Source organism: Micropruina sonneratiae (genome assembly GCF_025972045.1).
GTDB lineage: Bacteria > Actinomycetota > Actinomycetes > Propionibacteriales > Propionibacteriaceae > Micropruina > Micropruina sonneratiae.
This window is the reverse complement of the sequence record NZ_JAPDHX010000001.1, coordinates 421,147-440,966: the sequence shown is the minus strand read 5'-3', so window position 1 is coordinate 440,966 and position 19,820 is coordinate 421,147. Positions and strand designations below refer to the sequence as shown.

The following is a 19,820-nucleotide window of genomic DNA, read 5'->3' as shown; positions in this document are numbered from 1 at the left end:
CTTGCAGCACGGACGCGGGGGCGGCGACCCTCGGACGCCGCCGCGAAACACCGCGGGTTCATCACGTCGTCCCGGCGAAGCGGGATCGCCGCCCCCACCGTGGGTCAGGAGACGATGTGCTGCTCCTCGATGATGGCGTCGCGCAGTTCGCGGCGGCGTTTCTGCTCTGCCGGGTCGGGCACCGGGACCGCCGACAGCAGCCGCTGGGTGTACGGGTGCTGCGGATCGGAGACGATCTCCTTCGTCGGGCCCACCTCGACCAGGTAGCCGTGCCGCATGACCGCGATCCGTTGGCTGAGCATCTCGACCACCGCCAGGTCGTGGCTGATGAACACGCAGGCGAAGCCGTACTCGGCCTGCAGGTCCTGGAACAGCTTCAGCACCCGGGCCTGCACCGAGACGTCCAGCGCCGAGGTGGGCTCGTCGGCGATCAGCAGCTTGGGCTGCAGCGCCAGGGCCCGGGCGATGCCGATCCGCTGCCGCTGGCCGCCGGAGAGCTCGTGCGGGTACCGGTTGCGCATGGCGCGCGGCAACTGGACGCTCTCGAGCAGGTTCTCGACCCGCTTGGACAGCTCCGAACCGCCCAAGCCCAGGTGCAGCAGGATCGGCTCGCCGATCGACTCGCCGACCGGGAGCCGCGGGTTGAGCGACGACCCGGGATCCTGGAACACGATGCCGACCTCCTTGCGGAAGGGCTTGAGCTCGGACGGCTTGGCGCTGGTGACGTCGCGGCCGTTGATGGTCAGCTTGCCTTCCGCGACCGGCAGCAGTGCCACCGCGGCCCGCCCGATCGTGGTCTTGCCCGAACCCGACTCACCGACCAGGCCGACCACGTCGCCCGGGTCGACCCGTAGGTTGATGTGGTGCGCGGCGCGGAACGCCGGCCGGCGTCCCTGCTTGGGGTACTCGATGGCGACGTCCTCCATCAGCATCGCCGGGGTGACGGACGGGTCGCCCGCCTCCAGCGGGACGCCGGCCTGCTCACCCTCGGAGACCAGGGTCAGCCGCGCCGCCGGCAACTCCTCCTCGGCGGTGACCGACCCCAGGTGCGGCACCGAGTCGAGCAACTGCCGGGTGTAGGGGTGCTCGGGCCGGTTGAAGATCTCGTCCGAGGTGCCGTGCTCGACGACCTGGCCGTCCTTCATCACCACGATGCGGTCGGCCATGTCGGCCACCACACCCATGTCGTGGGTGATCAGGATGATCGCCGCCGTGACCCGCTCGCGCAGCTCGCGCATCAGCTTGAGGATCTCGCCCTGCACGGTGACGTCGAGCGCGGTGGTCGGCTCGTCGGCGATCAGCAGCTTCGGGTCACAGGCCAGCGCCTGGGCGATCATGATGCGCTGCCGCTGGCCACCCGAGAGCTGGTGCGGGAACTTGTCGAAGCTGTCGATCGGGTCGGGGATCTCGACCAGGGTCATCAGCTCGATCGCCCGCTTCTTCGCCTGCGACGGCGCCATCACGAAGTGGGTGCGCAGGGTCTCGACGATCTGGAAGCCGACCGTGTAGACCGGGTTGAGCGCCGTCATCGGCTCCTGGAAGATCACCGAGATCTCGTTGCCGCGGATGTGCTGCAACTGGTTGATCGACATGCCGATCAGTTCGGTGTCCTTGAGCTTGGCCGAGCCCGAGGCGCGGCCGTTCTTGGGCAGCAGGCCGATCAGGCTCATCGCCGACTGGGTCTTGCCCGAGCCGGACTCGCCCACGATCGCCAGCACCTCGCCGGCTTTCAGGTCGTAGCTGAGCTTGTCGGCCGCGGTGAACCAGCCGTTGTTGACCCAGAAGTTGACGCTCAGGTCGCGCACCTTCAGGATCACGTCCCCCCGGTTGACCTCGCCCCCGAGGGTCTTGGACAGCCGCACGGCGGTGGTCAGATCCGGGCTGCCGCCCTCGTTGCTCTTGGCCTTGTCGGGCTTGCCGTTGTTCGTGGCTTCGCTGGTCACTTCGCAGCCCCCGCCTTCTCGGTGTTGTCGTTGAGGATCTGGGCCATCGCCTTGTTCATCTGCCGCTGGGACGGGATGCGCTTGGTCCGCGGGTCGAAGGCGTCCCGCAGTCCGTCGCCGATGAAGTTGATGCTCAGCGCGATCAGGATGATGAACAGGCCGGGCCACCAGAACAGCCACGGCCGGGTGGCGAACGCGCCCTGGTACTGCGAGATCAACATGCCCAGCGACACGTTCGGCGCCTTCACGCCGAAGCCGAGGAAGCTCAGCGCCGCCTCGAGGGTCACCGCGGCCGCCATCATCAGCGTGGTGTTGACGATGATCACGCCGACGGCGTTGGGCAGGATGTGCTTGCTGATGATCCGCCAGTCGCTGGCGCCCGCGACACGGGCGGCGTCCACGAACTCGCGCTCGCGCAGGGTGAGGAACTCACTGCGCACCAGCCTGGCCAGGCCGGTCCACAGCACCAGGCCCAGCATGATCGCCAACAGCAGCGGCAGGTTGTCGCGGATGGCCTGGGTGACGTCGTAGGACCAGCCCATCTTGTCGGGCAGCGTGTTGATCAGCTTGCCGAGCACCGCCCCCATCACGATCACCGGAAGGGTGATGACGAGGTCGGTGAACCGCATCAGCGCGGTGTCGATCTTGCCGCGGTAGTAGCCGGACAGGGCCCCGACGGCAACGCCGATCAGCAGCGCGATGATGCCCAGCACGACCATCACCAACAGCGAGGTCTGAATGCCCTTCATCACCAGGGCGAAGTTGTCGCGGCCGATGTCGTCCTGACCGAACGGGTGCTCGCCGAGGGTGAATGGCCACAGCTTCAACGTGGGTGCGGCGCCGTTGATCACGTTGCCGCTGGAATTGAAGTTCTGGATCCGCCACCAGCCGGGAATGCCGAAGGCGCCCATCGAGGTCAGCGAGAGCAAGGCGACCAGGCCGAGGACGATCATGCCCCCCATCGCGCCCTTGTGCCGGATGAACCGGCTCCAGACGATCTGGCCCTGGGACAGGCCCTCGACCTCCTTGCTGTCGCCGACCCCCTCGCCGCGGCCGAAGGCCGCCTCGTCGGCCGCCTCCCCGGGCGGGGTGGCGAGTGGATCGACGTCGATGGCGTCGTCGGGCTGGCCGCCGAGCTGACTGCCGAACTCGGGTTCCTCGGCCGGCGTGCGTTCCGGCTTGTCGTCCGTGCTCATGCGTTCACCCTGATCCTTGGGTCGAGAATGCCGTACAGGAAGTCGGCCACGAGGTTGGCGATCATCGCCAGGCCGCCGGTGATGATGATGTAGATCATCACCGGATCAGGCTCGCTCTGGGCCAGCGAGGTGACGAACATGCGCCCCATGCCGGCCCAGTTGAAGATCGTCTCGGTGATCACGGCGCCGCCGATCATGGTGATGAAGTCGACCGGCACGATGGACGCCAGCGGCAGCAGCGCGTTGCGCAGCGCGTGCCGGACGATGACGATCCGCTCGGACAGGCCCTTGGCCCGTGCGGTGCGGATGTAGTCCTGATTCATCACCTCGAGCATCGAGCCGCGCTGGTAGCGGGTGTAGCCGGCGAACGAGATCAGCACCAGGGCGATCGTCGGCAGCAGCAGGTGGGTCCACTTGTCGAGCTGGGCGATCCAGAAGTCGCCGCCGAGGTTGGGCGTCTGGGAGCCGATCGTCGCGATCGGACGCCGGTTGATGGCGCTCATGTTCATGTACGTCTGCCAACCCTGCAGCACCCGGTCGACGTAGACGAAGACCGACATGATCACGGCGACCACGGCCGCGCCACGCATCGATACCGCCCGGTCGGGTCCGCCCCACAGCCAGCCGATCAGCAGCGCGATGGCGATGGCCACCAGCAGCAGCCCGATCAGCCACAGCTCATTCATCGGCACGTAGTAGAACAGCCACTGCACGCCCACATAGGTTCCGACGCCGACCACCGCGGTGGTCAGCGCCGAGTACAGGGCCCGCTTGTTGTTGATGCCGGAGAAGATCAGCGTCACGGCGTAGGCGGCAGCGGCGCCGATGATCGCGATGCCGACGATGCCGATCTGCGGGCGCAGGATCCAGCCGCTGAGCAGGATGTAACACAGCGTGCCCAGGGTGATGGCGAACGCTCCACCGAAGACGATCAGCTGCCGTTTCAGGTCAGTACCGAGCGCCCCGGCCCAGAACAGGCCCGCGATCACCGAGATGCCGAGCACCACCGGCCAGTTCATCACCGGGTTGTTCAGGTAGTCGTTGACGCCGATGGCGAGGTACTGCTTGAGCAGCACGGCCACCCAGAAGATCGGCAGCGCGTACAGCACGAAGCTGACGAAAGTGATCGCGTAATCAAAGGTGGTGTACTGCCGCAGTGCGCTGAGCAGGCCGATGGTGACGCCCAGCAACAGCGCGATCACGGTAGCGGCGAAGACCAGTTGGATCGAGGTGAGGGCGGCGCCACCGAGCAGGCTGTTGACGCTCTGCCCCGTGCGCCAGGCGGTTCCGAAGTTGCCCTGGAAACAGTTGGTCAGCCAGTGCCAGTACCGCACGTACCAGGGCTGGTCCAGATTGAGTTGCAGGACCCGCAGCTCGATCAGCTGATCGCGGTTGAGCGCGGGCGAGGTACGCAGGTCGTCCAGCGGATCCATGGCGATGTCGAGCAACCAGTACATCAGGACCGAGAGGACGAGCAACAGGCCAACTGCGATCGCCAATCGGCGTGCTATGAAGCGGAGCATCGTGTGCCTTTGCATGTATGAACGGTTGCGTCAGTCTAGGAGTCAGACCCCGCGGCTTTACAACCCCTAATGAAGCCGTAGTTGAGACAGTGATGGGGCGCCAGAGGTGTCCCTGGCGCCCCATCGTCGGGTGTTTCAGTCTCCGACCCGGAGGCTATGCCTCAGGATCAGGACAGCTTCCACTCCCAGAAGTTCCAGAACATGGTGGGCGCGAGCTGAATCGAGCTCAGGTTCTGCAGCCGGTTGCTGACCGCGGTCGGCTCCGGGAACTGGAAGATGCTCAGGCTGAACGCATCGTCCACGAGCTGCTTCTCGAGGTCGCCCACGAGCTGGGTCTGCTTGGCGGTGTCGAGCTCGACCGCCAGCTGATCCAGGATGCCGTCAACGGTCTTCGAGCTGTAGCCGTAGAAGTTGTTGGTGGCCTTGGTGCGGAAGTTGGCATCGGAGTTCGTGACGCCGGTGTTGGTGGACTGCCAACCGAACAAAGACGCGTCGTACTTGCTGGTGTCACTCAGCATGGCGCCCCAGTTCTCGTTGCCGACGTCCTCGATCACGAAGCCGGCCTTCTCGGCGGACTCCTTGATCAGCTGGAACTCCTGCTGCCGCCGGGTGTTGTTGCTGGCGTAGAGGAACCGGACCTTCGGGCTGCTGACACCGGCTTCGGAGAGCAGCTTCTTGGCCGTGTCGATGTCCGGCCCGGCGCCGTAGGTGGACTCCATGCCGTTGGCCGCGACGACCGCGTCATAGTCGGGCGCACCGGGAACGACGGTCAGCGAGTTGCGGATGGCCGCGTCCGGGTTCAGCGGCTTGATGATGTTGTCGATGATCTGCTGCCGCGGAACGGTGTGCAGGAAGGCCTGCCGCACCTTGAGCGCCTTGTCCGCGTCGCCGCCGTAGCTGGCGGGATCGAACGGGCCCTTGTTGTTCTGCGCCATGTCGACGTGCTCGAAGGTCGCACCCACACCGTTCAGCACGGTCACGCCCTGCAGGGCCTGCATCTGCTGCAGGATGTCGGCGGTGGCCTGCGGCTGGGTGGCGAGCACCTCGCCGTTCTGCAGCGCCTGCACCGACGCCTGGGGATCGGGGATGATCCGGACGGTGATGGTGTCGATGCTCGGCACGTGCTCACCCTTGTAGTTCGGGTTCTTGGTGAGCGTGACGTACTGCTCCTCCTTCAGGTCCGTGATGGTGTACGGACCGGTGCCGAGGACGAGTTCCTTGTCGGCCGGCATGTTCTTGAAGTTGAAGTCGAGGTTCCAGACGTTGGAGATCTTCGTCAGCGAGGCGTTGTCCTTGTCCTGGAAGGCCTTCAGCACCGCGTTGGCGGCCTCGGTCGGGTCGTCGATGCCCAGCGCGCGCTTGCCGACGACGTGCGCCGGAACGCCCGGGTTCATGAGGTTGACTTCCCAGTCGACGTACGGCTTGGAGTACTCGTAGGTGACCGTGTTGCCCTCGACGGTGGGGAACTTCTTGATCAGCGCGTAGCCGATCGAACTGGAGTTGAAGAAGACCTTGCTGCCCTTGTTCTCATCGACGTTGCCCTCGTCGTCGGACTCGGCGGTGTAGGTGTTCCACAGGCCGCTCTGCGCCGCGTAGGACAGGATCAGGTCGGCCGGCGAGACGGGCACGCCGTCGCTCCACATCGCGGTGTCGGCGATCGTCTGCTTGACCGTGAGCGGGTCGTCCGACGTCTTCTCGTAGGCACCGAAGCTGGTGTTCTGCACCAGCTTGAGATCCTTGTCGTAGTAGTTGAACGAGTCGTTCGCCATGTACAGGATGTTGTTGTTCGCCGTGGCGTTGCCGAACGTCGTGGCGCTGTTGGCCGAGTAGAACGCCTGGTTCCAGGCCACAGTGGCCACGGACGCCTGCGGGGCGCCCGACTGGGTCGCGGCCGGAGTCGGCGTGCAGGCGGACAGCGCGAGCGCGCCGGAGACCACGACAGCTGCGCCGGCTAGCCATTTCTTGGTGCCCAATGTTCCTCCATTGATCGATCGGCGGGCTTGCCGGCTCTTGTGGATGCCGCTACGCAGACCTCGTCCGATGGGTGAGCTCCGACCAAGCTAATCGGTGGGATCGGGGGTCGCAATCTCAGGCCGAAGGCGTGGCCGGATCGTTACGGAAGCGCAATCGAGGCGACGCCGCGCAGCTGCGGGACGCCGAAAACCCCACAGGACGCGCGACGATGTGGTATTCGAGCCGGTCAGCGCCGGTAGATGACGACCGTTCCCAGCACGAGATCGTTGAGTGCGCGCCGTTCCGCGCCGATCACGATGGTCGGCAGCACGAGGCAGATCATGGCCTGACGCGCGATCGCCCGCAGCACGCCGATCGGCTGCCGATCCAGCCGGGCCACCCCGATCCTGGCCAGGATCTGGCCGAAGCTGCCGCCGGCCAGGGCCGTGAGGAGCGCCGACTCGACGAAGAACACCGCCAGGATCATCCAGGCCCGCCAGCCGGGCTCACGCAGCACGCCGACCCCGAACAGCACCACCGCCAGCGCCATCGAGGCCGCCCAGTCGATGAGCAGCGCCGCGAATCGGGCACGCCAGCTCGCCAGCGCACCGCGTCCGGTCTCGGGCAACCCGAGGCTCTCGCCGGGATAGGACTCCTCGGCGGCGTCGGTCGTCGTATCAGCCATCGCCGCCCACCCTATCGAGCACCCTTCCCGGAGCGGGCATACCTCCGCCTGCTAGGGACTTCACAGGGTGACACAGGGTGCGTAACACCGCTGAAACAGACGTGCAACCGGGTGGAAATCAGGCCTCCCTAGGGTGGCGTCGTTCCGATCCCCTTATCCACTCGGAGGAAAGATGTTCCAAAGCGCTGACGACCTGTTGGCCTATGTGAAGGACGAAGGCGTCGAGACCATCGACATCCGGTTCTGCGATCTTCCCGGCGTCATGCAGCACTTCACCGTTCCGGCAGCCTCGTTCGGCCCGGAGGTCTTCGAGGACGGCCTCGCCTTCGACGGCTCGTCCATCCGAGGGTTCCAGAAGATCCACGAGTCGGACATGGCCCTGCTGCCCGATCCGACCACGGCGTTCGTCGACCCGTTCCGCAAGTCGAAGACGCTGGCGATCAGCTTCTTCGTGCACGACCCGCTGACCAAGGAGCCCTACAGCCGCGACCCGCGCAACATCGCTCGCAAGGCTGAGGCCTACCTGAAGTCGACCGGTATCGGCGACACCGCCTTCTTCGCACCCGAGGCCGAGTTCTACATCTTCGACTCGGTGCGCTTCGACACCCGTCAGAACGCCGGCTACTACTACATCGACTCCGAGGCCGGCGCCTGGAACAGCGGCGTCGAGAACGACGGCGACGGGCGTCCGAACCGTGGCTACAAGGTCAAGTACAAGGGCGGCTACTTCCCGGTTCCCCCGGTCGACCACTTCGCCGACCTGCGCGACGACATGGTCCGCAACCTGACCAACGTCGGGCTCGAGGTCGAGCGGGCGCACCACGAGGTGGGCACCGCCGGGCAGGCCGAGATCAACTACCGCTTCAACACCATGCTGGCCGCGGCCGACGAGGTGATGAAGTTCAAGTACATCATCAAGAACACCGCCTGGGAGGCCGGCAAGACCGTCACCTTCATGCCGAAGCCGATCTTCGGCGACAACGGCTCGGGCATGCACATGCACCAGTCGATCTGGAACGAGGGCACCCCGCTGTTCTACGACGAGAACGGCTACGGTCAGCTCTCCGACATGGCGCGGTACTACATCGGCGGGCTGCTGCACCACGCCCCGTCGCTGCTCGCGTTCACCAACCCGACCGCGAACAGCTACCACCGTCTGGTGCCCGGCTTCGAGGCCCCGGTCAACCTGGTCTACTCGGCCCGTAACCGGTCGGCCTGCATCCGCATCCCGATCACCGGCTCGAACCCGAAGGCCAAGCGCATCGAGTTCCGTTGCCCCGACCCGTCGGCCAACCCGTACCTGGCGTTCGCCGCCTGTCTGCTGGCCGGCATCGACGGCATCCAGAACAAGATCGAGCCGCCCGCACCGGTCGACAAGGACCTGTACGAGCTGCCGCCCGAGGAGCACGCCAGCATCAACCAGGTGCCCGGCACCCTGAGCGAGGTGCTGGACAAGCTGGAGGCCGACCACGACTTCCTGCTCGCCGGCGACGTGTTCACCCCGGACCTGATCGAGACCTGGATCGAGATGAAGCGGGCCGACATCGACGCGCTGCGGCTGCGTCCGCACCCGCACGAGTTCGAGATGTATTTCGACATGTGACGACTGCGTGGCACCTGTCGACGCAGCGGCCCCCGGGAAACCGGGGGCCGCGGTTGTGTCCGAGAGGACCACCATGACCGCCTCCGCTACCACCAGGAACCGCCTCACCTTCACGCCCGTGCAACTCGCCGGCGCCATCGTGGGCGCCGTGTTCCTGCTGGTGGGCATTCTCGGCTTCGTGCCCGCGATCACCACCAACTCCGGCGACCTGATGATGGCCGGCCCCACTCCGAGGCGATGCTGGTCGGCCTGTTCCAGGTCTCGGTGCTGCACAACGTCGTCCATCTGCTGTTCGGCGTCGCCGGGATCGCGCTCGCCGGTCCGCGGCCGGCAGCCGCGCGTTCCTGATCGTCGGCGGCGCGATCTATTTTGTGCTGTGGTCTACGGCCTGGTGGTGCCTCACGACAGCGCCGCCAACTTCGTCCCGCTCAACAGCGCCGACAACTGGCTGCACCTGCTGCTGGCCGTCGGGATGACGGGCCTCGGCGTGGTGTTCGGCCGCAGGGCCTTCCGGGTCGGCTGAGCCGCCCGGGCGGCGCTACTCCTGGCCGCCGAATCGTCCGGCAGCCGTGGCAGGCTGGTGCCGCACGCTCGCGAACGCGAAGGGAGCAGCGGTGACCCATCCACGACGCTACGAGCCGGGTGACGCGTTCCTGGCGAGGCTCCGCTCGATCTGCCTCGCCCTGCCGGAAGCCGCCGAGAAGGAGTCGCACGGGCATCCGAACTTCTACACCCTGAAGGTGTTCGCGATCTTCGGCGGTGTCGTCAAGGGAGCCCACGACGACGACCGCTGGTCACAGTCGGTGCTGGTGCTCCCCACCCTGCTGCGGCGCGAGCAAGCGCTGGCCGACGAGCGGTTCTTCGTACCCGCCTACTACGGGCCGTACGGCTGGATCGGACTCGACTTCCGGGCCGCAGAGGTCGATTGGGACGAGGTGGCCGAGTTGGTCGAGGAGTCCTACCGCAACACCGCCCCGGCTCGACTGGTGAAGCTACTGCCGTGAGCTCCCCGCTGGCGGGCCAGACCCGGCTGGACGGCGTGGCCGTCCCCGACTGGGTCCGTGAGCTGGCCGGGGATGGCCCGGTGCGGCCGGTGTGGCGCAACGAGGACGGCGGTCTCACCTTCCGGTTCGGCGACGGAATCCGCTTCCTGAAGGCGCAGCGACCCGGCCTCGACTGGCAGCCGGACGCCGAACGCGTCCGGCTCGACTGGGTGGGTGGGTTCGTGCCGGCCCCGCGGGTGCTGCGCCACGGCGTCCACGGCGAGCTGCACTGGGTGCTCACCACCGGCCTGCCGGGCCGGTCGGCGGTGGACCCGGCGTGGCTGGCCCGACCCGAGATCGCGATCCCCGCCCTCGGCCGCGGGTTGCGCCGCTTCCACGACGCGGTGCCGGTCGTCGACTGCCCGTTCAGCTGGTCGGTTCGTGAGCGGGTGGACCGATTCGGGCTCGACCCGGTCTTTCTCGCCCGCGTGCCGCCGTTGGACGTCGTGGTCTGTCACGGCGACGCCTGCAACCCGAACTTCCTGCTCGACGACGACGGCCGGGTGACCGGTTATGTCGACCTCGGCGGGCTCGGCGTCGCCGACCGCTGGGCCGACCTGGCGCCGGCGCTGATGAGCCTGGGCTGGAACTACGGCCCCGGCTGGGAGCCGACGTTCCTGGCCGCGTACGGCGTCCCCGACGACCCGGCCAAGCGCGTCTACTACAGCGCCCTGTGGGACGGGGTCGGCGACAACCTCGGCCGCACCGGCGCGGTGGGCACCGGCTAGCTCACCGACCCGGAGTGGCGTCGTCCCCCAGACCCGAGACCAGAGCGCGGAAACGGTCCAGGTAGAGCGGCCAACCGCGCCCGCCGGAAAGGCCGCGGAAGCCCTCCAACGGGCCCAGATGGCGCTCGAGGTGGGTGTGCTCGAGCACCACCCGGCTGCTGTCGGTGCCGGTCGGCTCGAAGGTGACGGTCACCTCGCTGGTGTGCGCGGGATCGGTCTCGACCTCCCAGGTCGGCCCGATGTCCCAGCTGAACGCCAGCCGCTGCGGCGGTTCGAAGACGAGGATGCGGGCCCACACGCACACCGTCCCGTCCTCGGCGATGTCGCGGATGGTGCCGCCGACGAACGGGTCGAGCACGGTCTCGACGATCGGGTTGGCCATCAGGTTGTGGTCGCGCGGCTTGATGGCATCGAAGCGCTGGGTGAACACCTGAAAGGCGTGCTGGGCGGGGCAGGCGACATCGATGCTGAAGCGCAGTTCGGTCGGGCCTGCGGTGGCTTCACTGGTCATCGGAGATCTCTTCGTTGGCGGGCGATGATGCGTCGTAGGTGGCTTCGGCCAGGTCCTTGAAGGTGAGCAGCGCCGATCGCCAGAACGTGTCCAGTTCGCGGCGCAGAACGTCCAGTCCCTCGGCCCGCGGCCGGTAGACCTGCAGGCGTCCCTGCCGGCGGACGTCGATCAGCCGTGCGTCGAGGAGCACCTTGAGGTGCTGGGACACCGCCGGACGGCTGACCGGCAGTTCGCCGGCGATCTCGGTGACCGAGCACGGACCCCGCGCGACCCGGGCAAGGACGGCCCGTCGGGTGGGGTCGGCCAGGGCCTGCCAGGGATCGCGGGTCACGGACTGCACAATGCGTAAGTTATCACTTACGCATTAGGCTGTCGCGCCACTCCTCGGGCAGCGGCGACGAACCGGTCCCCGGCTGCGCGTCGACGGGTCAGGCAGACAGCCGGACCAGGTTGCCCCAGGGGTCGTCCAACTCGACACCGGCCGCGGTCTGCCTCAGCTGGGCGCCGAAGCCCTTGAGTCGCTCGGCGGCACGGGCCACCTCTGCCTGCGTGGGCAATGCGATGTCGACCCGGCCAAGTCCCAGGGCGGGAGCGCGCAGCCCCACGCCCTCGCTGCTCCAAGTGTTCATGGCCATGTGGTGGTGGTAGCCACCGGCCGACACGAACACCGCTCCGTGCCACTGTGCGGTCACCTCGAACCCGAGCAGGTCGACGTAGAACCGCTTGGCCAGATCGGCGTCCCCCACCTTCAGGTGCACGTGGCCGACCGTCCCGGCCAGCCCGGCCAACGCACCGCGGTCGCCCGCCGCCGTGGAGAGATGGTTGCGCGCGGCATCGGTGAGATGCTCGCCGATGAAGGCGTTCGGGTCCAGGTGCAGAGTGTCCATCACCACCCGGCCGTCCTGCCAGCGCCACTGCGAGCGCGGCCGGTCCCAGTACAACTCGACGCCGTTGCCCTCGGGATCGTCCAGGTAGAACGCCTGGGACACCAGATGGTCGCCCGCGCCGGTGTACAACTGCGGGCTGTTGATCGCGACGGACGCCAGAGTGGTCGCCAACGACGCCTGGTCGGGATGCAGGATCGCTGTGTGGAACAGGCCCGCACTACGCCTTTCGCCCTTCGGCAGGTCCGGCCGGTGACGCAGGGTGACCAACGTCTCGGCGCCTCGGCCCAGGTCGACCTCGGCGGGCCGTTCGGCCACGACGTCCAGCAGCAGCACGTCGCGGTAAAAGGCTGTCAGCGCATCCAGGTCGCCGACATCGAGGCTCACTCGCCCCATCCGGGTCTGTTCCGGCAACAGTTCGGTCACGATTCCTCCATTTCGCTGACCTATCAACAATATCCGCGGGCGGCTTGTTCCGCACCGCCGGGCGCCGCCTAGACTGCGCCGGTGACCTCCCCCGACCCCGACGGCTCCCGCGGAGGTGCACTGGTGGTGGTCGGCATCGTGCTGCTGGCGTCCAACATGCGCCCCGCCGCCGTCTCGATCGGACCCGTCCTCGCCGACATCGTCGCCGACCTGCGGCTGACCGGGGTCGAGGCCGGGCTGCTCACCTCGTTGCCGGTGCTGTCGTTCGCCCTGTTCGGGGCGCTCACCCCGCGTGTCGCCCAGCGGGTCGGACCGCACCGGCTCACCGTGCTGGCCCTGGTGATCGCCCTGGCGGGCATGGTCGGCCGCAGCCTGGTCGGCGAGCCGTGGCTGTTCCTGCTGCTGTCGCTTTTCGCGCTGGCCGGCATGGCGACGGTGAACGTCCTGATGCCGTCGCTGGTCAAGCGCCACTTCCCGCAGCAGATCGGCCTGCTGACCGCCGTCTACACCACGGCCATGGCAACCAGCCTCACCGCCGCGAGCGCGTTCACCGTGCCGATCGCCCAGGCCACCGGAAGCTGGCGGTTCGGCATCGCCGCCTGGGCCGTGTTCGCGTTGCTGGCGATCGGGCCCTGGTTGGCGCTGACCGCCCACGACCGGCCGGACGCCGCCCCCGCGTCCGGAGCCTCGTTCCGGTTCGGTCAGTTGGCCCGAACCCGGCTGGCGTGGGCGATGGCGGTGTTCTTCGGCATGCAGTCGTTGCAGGCGTACGTGGTGTTCGGCTGGTTCGCCTCGCTGTTCTCCGACGCCGGCTACTCGGCCACGGACGCCGGCCTGCTGCTCGGCGTCATCACCGGCATCGGCATTCCGCTGTCCTTCGTCATCCCCACCCTCAGCACGCGCAGCGGCGCGCAGGTTCCGCTGCTCGTCGCGCTGACCGGCTGTTACCTCGTGGGCTACGTCGGCCTGCTCGTCGCCCCCGCCCGGGTCGGCTGGCTGTGGGCCGTGCTCGTCGGCATCGGCACATGCACCTTCCCACTGATCCTGACCCTGATCGGGCTGCGCGCCACCACGGCGGCCGGCACCGCCGCGCTGTCGGGCTTCACCCAGTCGGTCGGCTACCTGATCAGTGCGACCGGGCCGTTCGCGATCGGGTTGTTGCACGACCTGACCGACGGGTGGACCGTCCCGGTGCTGGTGCTGATCGGGTTGCTGGCGCCCCTGATCGTGAGCGGCATCATCGCCTGCCGTTCCGGCCCGATCGAGGACGAGTTGGCCGGCGCCACCAGCCGGGCCGCCGCGGACTGAAGGGCTCACCTGTGCGCTGCTTCGTCACGCTCGCCCTGGGCGCCGTCCTGCTGGCCGGCTGCACGGCGGCGCCCGTGCCCGGGCCGACCGCCGGGTTGTCGACGGCGGCCGCCACCACCAGTGCCACGCCCACGCGCACGCCCACCGCGAGTCCGTCCTGGACGCCTGCGCCCACCCCGGCGATCACGGCGAGGACCCTGGTGAAACCCCTGGCCGGACGCCGGATCGTGGTCGACCCTGGCCACAACGGCCTGTGGACGACGGCGCTCAACCGGCAGGTGCCGGCGGGCAACGGCTTCACCAAGGCGTGCAACACCTCGGGCACCGCCGGCGGCGACTACGCCGAGCACGCGTTCGCCTGGCAACTGGCCACCGTTCTGGTGCGACAGCTGCGCGCACAGGGCGCCACCGTCGTGCTGACCAGGCCCAACGACACCGGCAGCGGCCCGTGCGTCAACGTCCGGGCCGCCATCACCAACCGCGCCCGCGCCGACGCGCTGGTGTCGCTGCACGCCGACGGCAACACCGCACCCGGCGCCCGCGGCTACCACATCATCGTCTCGTCGACGATGGTCGGCGGCGCGGCCGTCGAGCGCGCGTCGGTGGCGCTGGCCCGCGCCCTGCGGACCGAACTCGACGACACCGGCCTGCCACGCTCCACCTACATCGGCGGCGGCACCGCGATCCACTCTCGCAGCGACATCGCCGGGCTCAATCTCGTTCGCGTCCCCGGGGTGATGCTCGAGCTGGGCAACATGCGCGACGAGGCCGACCTGGCGCTCCAACGTTCGGCGTCCTTCCGGGCGAAGGTGGCCCGTGCGATCGTGGCCGGCCTGACCGGGGCGCTGGCCTGACACCCGCCCGCCGGACGTGAAAAGGTGCCCGAATGAGCGTGCCGGTGGCCGAGTCCCGGGCGGCGTCCGGCTTCGCGAAAACGTCACCACCGGGCCCTTCGACGCCCCGGTCTTCATCGGTCAGGGCGAGACGGACGAAGTGATCCCCTACGCGTCCACCCGCGACTACGTGGTGCGGTTGTGCGCCGCGGGTGTGAACGTCGAGACCATCGGCTACCCGGGCGGCACGCACATGAGCGTCCTCGAGGTGGGCTCGCAGCTGTCCGACGACCTGGTGGCGTGGACCGCCGCCCGACTCGCCGGCACAGCCACCACGGGAAACTGTCCGTCATGAGCGACCGGCAGCATTCCCGCCCCCGCTGGCACTATGCCCCCCGCAGCAGCTGGATGAACGACCCCAATGGGCTGATCCACTACGCCGGCACCTGGCACGCGTTCTACCAGTGCAACCCCTCCGAGACGGTGTGGGGCAACATGTCGTGGGGCCACGCCACCTCACCCGACCTGCTGCACTGGACGGAGCACCCCGTCGCGTTGTGGCACACCGCCACCGAACAGGTCTACTCCGGCAGCTGCGTCTTCGACGCCACCAACTCCTCGGGCCTGGGCAGCACCGACTGGCCGCCCCTGGTGGCCATCTACACCGCGCACTACCTGCCCGGCTCTGCACGCCAGGGCACCGAGGCCCAGTGGCTCGCCTACAGCCTGGACGGCGGCAGCCACTGGACGCCGTACCCCGGCAACCCGGTGCTCGACCGGGGGTCGGCCAACTTCCGCGACCCCAAGGTGTTCCGGCACGGCGACGAGTGGGTGATGGTCGCGGTCGAGGCGGAGGACCAGCAGGTGCTCATTCACACCTCCCCCGACCTGGTGCACTGGCGGTACCGCTCCAGCTTCGGGCCGGCCCACGCCGCAGCCGGGGCCTGGGAGTGCCCCGACCTGTTCGAACTGCCGGTCGACAACGACGAGGGCTCCAAGTGGGTGCTGCTGGTCAACCTGAACCCGGGCGCGGTCGCCGGTGGCAGCGGCTGCCAGTATTTCGTCGGCGACTTCGACGGTGTCACCTTCACCCCGGACGCCGTCGTCGGCGTCTCCACCGACCGCTCGCTCGGCCTGGACGACCCGCTGCTGCGCGCCTACGACTGGTTCGATTTCGGTCGGGACTGCTACGCGGTCACCAGCTTCGCCGACGTCCCCGACCAACGCCGCATCGTGCTGGGCTGGATGAACAACTGGGACTACGCCCACCACATCCCGCTGACCGGCGGCCGCAGCATGATGACCGTTCCGAGGGAGCTGGGACTGGTCCGGCTGGCCGACAGGTATCTGCTGCGGCAGCGGCCGGTGCGCGAACTGCCCGCCTCCGCCCTGCTGCACCACACCCTGGCCGATGGCGACCACGTCCCCCTGCACGGCGTCGCGCTGGAGTACCACAACGGAGTGCTCAGCCTCGACCGCCGCGGGGTGGGCAGGGGCGACTTCCACGAGGGCTTCGGCACGCGGCAGTGGGCCGAGATCCCCGAACGGCCCAGCAGCGTCACGGTCGAGGTTCTCATCGACACCTGCTCGATCGAGGTGTTCGCCGCAGCCGGGCTGGTGACGATCAGCGACCTCGTCTTCTTCTGACCGTTCCGCGGGTCACGGGAGGTTCGCCAGCGCAGGCATACTGGCGGCCATGGCAACGATCATGTTCGTCCATGCCCACCCCGACGACGAGGGCACGCTGACCGCGGGTTCGATGATCCGGGCGGCCAGGGAGGGCCACACCGTGGTGGTGGTGTTCGCCACCCACGGCGAGCACGGCTCCCTGCCCGACAACCTCGTCGAGGGCACCACGCTGGCAGCGCACCGGATGGCCGAGGCGGCGCGGGCGGCCGAGATCGCCGGGGTGGCGCGGGTGCACTGGCTGGGCTACAGCGACTCGGGGATGTACGGCTGGGAACAGAACAACGACCCGGCCGCGTTCGCGCGCGCCGATCTCGACGAGGCGTCCGGACGGCTCAGCGCGCTGATCGAGGCCGAACGGCCCGACGTGCTGGTCGGTTACGACTGGCACGGCAACTACGGCCACCCCGACCACGTCCGGGTGCATCAGGTCGTGCGCCGGGCGCATCAGGCGTCCGGGGAGAGGGTGCGGCTGTTCGAGGCGACCATGAACCGCGACCTGGCCCGTGAACAGTTCCGGCTCGCCCGCGAGGCCGGTGTGGCGGACGCCGAGGACTTCGACCCGGACGCCCCGATGGCGGACGGCAACCCGATCGGCACGCCCGAGGCGGACCTCAGCCTGCAGGTCGACGTGTCCGCCGAACTCGCCACCCGGCGGGCGATGATGGAATGCCACGCCAGCCAGGCCGACGTGCAGGGCATGCTGGCGATGCCTGCGGAGGCGTTCGCGATGATGTTCATCTTCGAGCACTACATCGAGGTGGGCAGCCAGGACCCGATGCGGCGCGGCTGGTTCTTCTGACCGCCGTGACCACCGGGTGCGGAACAATCGGCCCATGACCGAAGCCCAGTGGCCGACCCTGCCGATGCCGTCCGACGAGCAGGAACGCGACCCGCGCGAACCCGCCAACGTCGAGTACACCCTGCTGGTGGAGCAACTGGTCGGGTCGGGGAACACGATGCGCTGGCTGGCCGAACCGGTCACCCAGCAGACCTGGCGGGCCCGCGACCGGGCCCGCCGCGAGGCGGAACGTTGCGCATGGGTGTTCAGGCCGCGGCATCCGATGAGCGAGCAGCGTCGGTCGGTCTACCGCGTCTCGCCCGACGAGTACCTGACGATCATCGAGGGCGCGACCCAGACCTTCTCCTACCGCACCCTGGTCGCCGAGCCGCTGGGCTACCTGACGGCACGGTGACCGCAGGGCCCGGTTCGGCTGAGCCGGCTCAGGCCGACCCTCGGGCGCCGCTGCCCGGGGTCGGTCAGAGCGGTAGCTTGCGGAAGATCGGACGCGGCACGTGCCGCAGCGCCATCATCACGAACCGGAAGGCCGGCGGCACCCAGATCAGCTCCTTGCCGTCGGCGACGGCGGCGACGATCTGACGGGCGGCGTCCTCCTTGTTCACCGTCAGTGGCGCCTCTTTGACACCAGCCGACATCCGGGTGCGGACCTGGCCGGGGCGGACCACCAGCACCTTCGGGCCGAGCCCCTCCAGTGCCTCGCCGAGGTTGAGGTAGAAGCCGTCCAGGCCGGCCTTGGTCGAGCCGTAGACGAAGTTGGAACGCCGGACGCGCTCGCCGGCGACGGTGCTCATCGCGACGATCTGGCCGTGCCCCTGAGCCTTGAACCGCTCGCCGAGCAGGACGCCGACACTCACCGCGCCGGTGTAGTTGACCTGGGCGATCTGCACCGCCTTGGCCTGGTTCTGCCACAGCTCCTCGGCGTCGCCGAGCAGCCCGAAGGCGACGATGGCCAGGTCGATGTCGCCCCCGGCGAACGCCTGCTCGATGACGGCCGGATGCGAGCCGAAGTCGGTGGCGTCGAAATCGACGACCTCGACGGCGGTGGCACCCTGCACCTGCAGCGACTCGACCGCGGCGGCGGTCGCCGGGTCACCGGGTTGGCAGGCGAGCACGATCCGCACCGGCTGGCGGCGCAGGTACTCGCTGCACACGGCCAGGCCGATCTCGGACGTGCCGCCCAGCAGCAGTATCGACTGCGGGTTGCCGACGGCGTCGAACATGGGTACTCGCTTTCTGCGGGGGGTGGGGTCAGACCAGCTCGAGCCGGCGGGCCATGTCGGAGACGAAGACGCCGTCGGGGTCGATGCCGCGCCTAGTGGCGATCCAGGCGTCGATCTCGGGGTACATGGCGTGGAAGGTGGTCGCGCTGGTGCGGGAATCCTTGGCGGTGTAGAGCCGGCCGCCGAACTGCAGGATGCGGGCGTCCAGACCGTTGAGGAACTCGTTCAGCCCGGCCTTGATCGGGAAGTCGACACACACGTTCCAGCCCGCCATCGGGTAGCTCAGTGGGGCCTTGTTACCCTCGCCGAACAGCTTGAACACGTTCAGGAACGAGTAGTGCCCGGACCGCTGGATGTCGCCGATGATCTGCTTGAACTCCTCCACGGCGGCCGGCGGGACGACGAACTGGTACTGCAGGAAGCCGGCCGGGCCGTAGGCACGGTTCCACTCGCTGAACATGTCGAGCGGATGGTAGAAGCCGGTGAGGGTCTGGATCTTGTTGGTGTAGGTGCCCGACTTGGCGTACCACAGCGTGCCGAGCGCGGAGAAGCTGAGCTTGTTGGCCAGGCCGTTGGGGAACACGTCGGGCAGCTCGAACAGCGGCTTGGCGCTGAACGCGAGCGGGTCGGCGGCGAGCTTGGGTGCGAACTCCTGCAGCTGCGCCAGCGTGGCCAGACTGCCACGGGACAGCGCCGCCCGGCCCAGCTTCGGCGGCGCCGAGATGGCGTCGAACCAGGCCGAGGAATAGTCGTAGTTGGCCTCCGAGCCGTCGGAATGGACGGCGATCGTCTCGTCGAGGCTGTGGGTGACGACACCGTCGGCGAGGAAGTAGGCCGTCTCGGTGCGGGTCATGTTCAGCGTCACGCGCAGGATGACCCCGGTCAGGCCGATGCCGCCGATCGTGGCCCAGAACAGGCTTCCGTCGGGGTCGTCGGCCGAGCCGTCCGGGGTGAGGGTGAGCACGCGCCCGTCGGCGACCAGCAGTTGCAGCGAGGCGACGTGGTCTCCGAACGAGCCGGCCGAATGGTGGTTCTTGCCGTGCACGTCGCAACCGATAGCGCCGCCGATGGTGACCTGTCGGGTGCCCGGCAGCACGGGGATCCACAGCCCGTAGGGCAGCGCGGCTCGCATCAGCGTGTCCAGGCTGACCCCGGCGTCCACGTCGACCGTCGCCGACTCGGCGTCGATGGAGTGGATGGTGTCGAGGCCGTTCATGTCGATCACGACGCCGCCGGTGTTCTGCGCGACGTCGCCGTAGGAGCGGCCCAGGCCGCGGGCCACGATGCCGCGACGAAGGTGCGAAGGGCGGTCGGCGTTGTGATCGGCCACGGCCGCGACGGCGGCCTGCACCTGCTCGGCGGAGGTGGGCCGCAGCACGTGGGCCAGGCCCGGCGACGTCCGCCCCCAGCCGGCGAGAGCTTCAAGCGAGGTGGGCAGGTCGGTGACTGAACTGGACATCGTCGCCGAGTCTATCG

At 68.4% G+C, this 19,820-nt stretch carries 20 protein-coding genes and 1 pseudogene; 11 read left to right on the top strand and 10 right to left on the bottom strand.

Annotation, left to right across the window (positions count from 1 at the left end):
- Positions 1-104 precede the first annotated feature (104 nt).
- The 5 genes from OIE40_RS02150 to OIE40_RS02130 all read right to left on the bottom strand — a co-directional run bounded on the left by OIE40_RS02150 (position 105) and on the right by OIE40_RS02130 (position 7,300).
- Positions 105-1,943 carry an ABC transporter ATP-binding protein gene (locus OIE40_RS02150; protein ID WP_264699470.1) on the bottom strand — a complete coding sequence of 613 codons (1,839 nt, stop codon included), beginning with the start codon at positions 1,941-1,943 and terminating at the stop codon, positions 105-107.
- Entirely contained in the window at positions 1,940-3,139 is a 1,200-nt protein-coding gene (locus OIE40_RS02145; RefSeq protein WP_264699468.1) for an ABC transporter permease, read from the bottom strand. The genes OIE40_RS02150 and OIE40_RS02145 overlap by 4 nt, the downstream gene beginning before the upstream one ends.
- Positions 3,136-4,662 carry an ABC transporter permease gene (locus tag OIE40_RS02140; RefSeq protein WP_264699466.1) on the bottom strand — a complete coding sequence of 509 codons (1,527 nt, stop codon included), beginning with the start codon at positions 4,660-4,662 and terminating at the stop codon, positions 3,136-3,138. The genes OIE40_RS02145 and OIE40_RS02140 overlap by 4 nt, the downstream gene beginning before the upstream one ends.
- A 167-nt stretch (positions 4,663-4,829) precedes the next feature.
- Positions 4,830-6,635 carry an ABC transporter family substrate-binding protein gene (locus tag OIE40_RS02135; RefSeq protein WP_264699464.1) on the bottom strand — a complete coding sequence of 602 codons (1,806 nt, stop codon included), beginning with the start codon at positions 6,633-6,635 and terminating at the stop codon, positions 4,830-4,832.
- Positions 6,636-6,862: 227 nt separating this feature from the next.
- On the bottom strand, positions 6,863-7,300 hold the full coding sequence (locus OIE40_RS02130; protein WP_264699462.1) for an RDD family protein: 438 nt from the start codon (positions 7,298-7,300) through the stop codon (positions 6,863-6,865).
- A gap of 172 nt (positions 7,301-7,472) precedes the next feature.
- Here OIE40_RS02130 and glnA point away from each other — a divergent pair, with 172 nt between their 5' ends.
- The 5 genes and pseudogenes from glnA to OIE40_RS16900 all read left to right on the top strand — a co-directional run bounded on the left by glnA (position 7,473) and on the right by OIE40_RS16900 (position 10,674).
- Positions 7,473-8,903, top strand: a complete 1,431-nt coding sequence (glnA, locus tag OIE40_RS02125) for a type I glutamate--ammonia ligase (protein WP_264699460.1) — start codon at positions 7,473-7,475, stop codon at positions 8,901-8,903.
- A gap of 73 nt (positions 8,904-8,976) precedes the next feature.
- Positions 8,977-9,251: pseudogene (locus OIE40_RS16975) on the top strand (DUF4383 domain-containing protein).
- 28 nt (positions 9,252-9,279) lie between these two features.
- Positions 9,280-9,426 (top strand): DUF4383 domain-containing protein, encoded by a 147-nt coding sequence (locus OIE40_RS02110; RefSeq protein ID WP_264700662.1) that lies wholly within the window; start codon positions 9,280-9,282, stop codon positions 9,424-9,426.
- 91 nt (positions 9,427-9,517) lie between these two features.
- Positions 9,518-9,907, top strand: coding sequence for an MmcQ/YjbR family DNA-binding protein (locus tag OIE40_RS02105; RefSeq protein ID WP_264699458.1), 390 nt, complete (start codon positions 9,518-9,520; stop codon positions 9,905-9,907).
- Positions 9,904-10,674, top strand: coding sequence for an aminoglycoside 3'-phosphotransferase (locus OIE40_RS16900; RefSeq protein WP_319805190.1), 771 nt, complete (start codon positions 9,904-9,906; stop codon positions 10,672-10,674). Before OIE40_RS02105 ends, OIE40_RS16900 begins: the two co-directional genes overlap by 4 nt.
- Position 10,675: 1 nt before the next feature.
- Here the strand turns inward: OIE40_RS16900 and OIE40_RS02095 are convergent, their stop codons facing one another.
- From OIE40_RS02095 to OIE40_RS02085, 3 genes are all read right to left on the bottom strand, one after another.
- Entirely contained in the window at positions 10,676-11,185 is a 510-nt protein-coding gene (locus OIE40_RS02095) for an SRPBCC family protein (protein ID WP_264699456.1), read from the bottom strand.
- Positions 11,175-11,516 (bottom strand): ArsR/SmtB family transcription factor, encoded by a 342-nt coding sequence (locus tag OIE40_RS02090; RefSeq protein ID WP_264699455.1) that lies wholly within the window; start codon positions 11,514-11,516, stop codon positions 11,175-11,177. The genes OIE40_RS02095 and OIE40_RS02090 overlap by 11 nt, the downstream gene beginning before the upstream one ends.
- A 97-nt stretch (positions 11,517-11,613) precedes the next feature.
- Positions 11,614-12,495: a VOC family protein gene (locus OIE40_RS02085; protein WP_264699453.1), complete on the bottom strand. Its 882-nt coding sequence runs from the start codon at positions 12,493-12,495 to the stop codon at positions 11,614-11,616.
- A gap of 81 nt (positions 12,496-12,576) precedes the next feature.
- Between OIE40_RS02085 and OIE40_RS02080 the strand changes: the two genes are divergently transcribed.
- The 6 genes from OIE40_RS02080 to OIE40_RS02055 all read left to right on the top strand — a co-directional run bounded on the left by OIE40_RS02080 (position 12,577) and on the right by OIE40_RS02055 (position 17,518).
- The gene (locus OIE40_RS02080) at positions 12,577-13,803 is read left to right on the top strand and encodes a CynX/NimT family MFS transporter (protein WP_264699452.1); all 1,227 of its coding nucleotides are present in this window, start codon (positions 12,577-12,579) and stop codon (positions 13,801-13,803) included.
- A gap of 11 nt (positions 13,804-13,814) precedes the next feature.
- A complete protein-coding gene (locus OIE40_RS02075) occupies positions 13,815-14,657 on the top strand; it encodes an N-acetylmuramoyl-L-alanine amidase (protein ID WP_264699450.1) in 843 nt (280 codons plus the stop codon).
- 139 nt (positions 14,658-14,796) lie between these two features.
- Complete coding sequence (locus OIE40_RS02070; protein WP_264699449.1) at positions 14,797-14,991, top strand: alpha/beta hydrolase family protein; 195 nt, start codon at positions 14,797-14,799, stop codon at positions 14,989-14,991.
- Entirely contained in the window at positions 14,988-16,283 is a 1,296-nt protein-coding gene (locus OIE40_RS02065) for a glycoside hydrolase family 32 protein (protein WP_264699448.1), read from the top strand. Before OIE40_RS02070 ends, OIE40_RS02065 begins: the two co-directional genes overlap by 4 nt.
- A 49-nt stretch (positions 16,284-16,332) precedes the next feature.
- Entirely contained in the window at positions 16,333-17,124 is a 792-nt protein-coding gene (locus OIE40_RS02060) for a PIG-L family deacetylase (protein WP_264699446.1), read from the top strand.
- A gap of 34 nt (positions 17,125-17,158) precedes the next feature.
- On the top strand, positions 17,159-17,518 hold the full coding sequence (locus OIE40_RS02055) for a hypothetical protein (RefSeq protein WP_264699444.1): 360 nt from the start codon (positions 17,159-17,161) through the stop codon (positions 17,516-17,518).
- Between the two features lie 64 nt (positions 17,519-17,582).
- On the opposite strand, the gene dprE2 is transcribed toward OIE40_RS02055, so the two are convergent.
- Together dprE2 and dprE1 are read right to left on the bottom strand one after the other, a co-directional pair.
- Entirely contained in the window at positions 17,583-18,344 is a 762-nt protein-coding gene (gene dprE2 / locus OIE40_RS02050) for a decaprenylphospho-beta-D-erythro-pentofuranosid-2-ulose 2-reductase (RefSeq protein WP_264699442.1), read from the bottom strand.
- Positions 18,345-18,372: 28 nt separating this feature from the next.
- A complete protein-coding gene (dprE1, locus tag OIE40_RS02045) occupies positions 18,373-19,803 on the bottom strand; it encodes a decaprenylphosphoryl-beta-D-ribose oxidase (RefSeq protein WP_264699441.1) in 1,431 nt (476 codons plus the stop codon).
- Positions 19,804-19,820 lie beyond the last annotated feature (17 nt).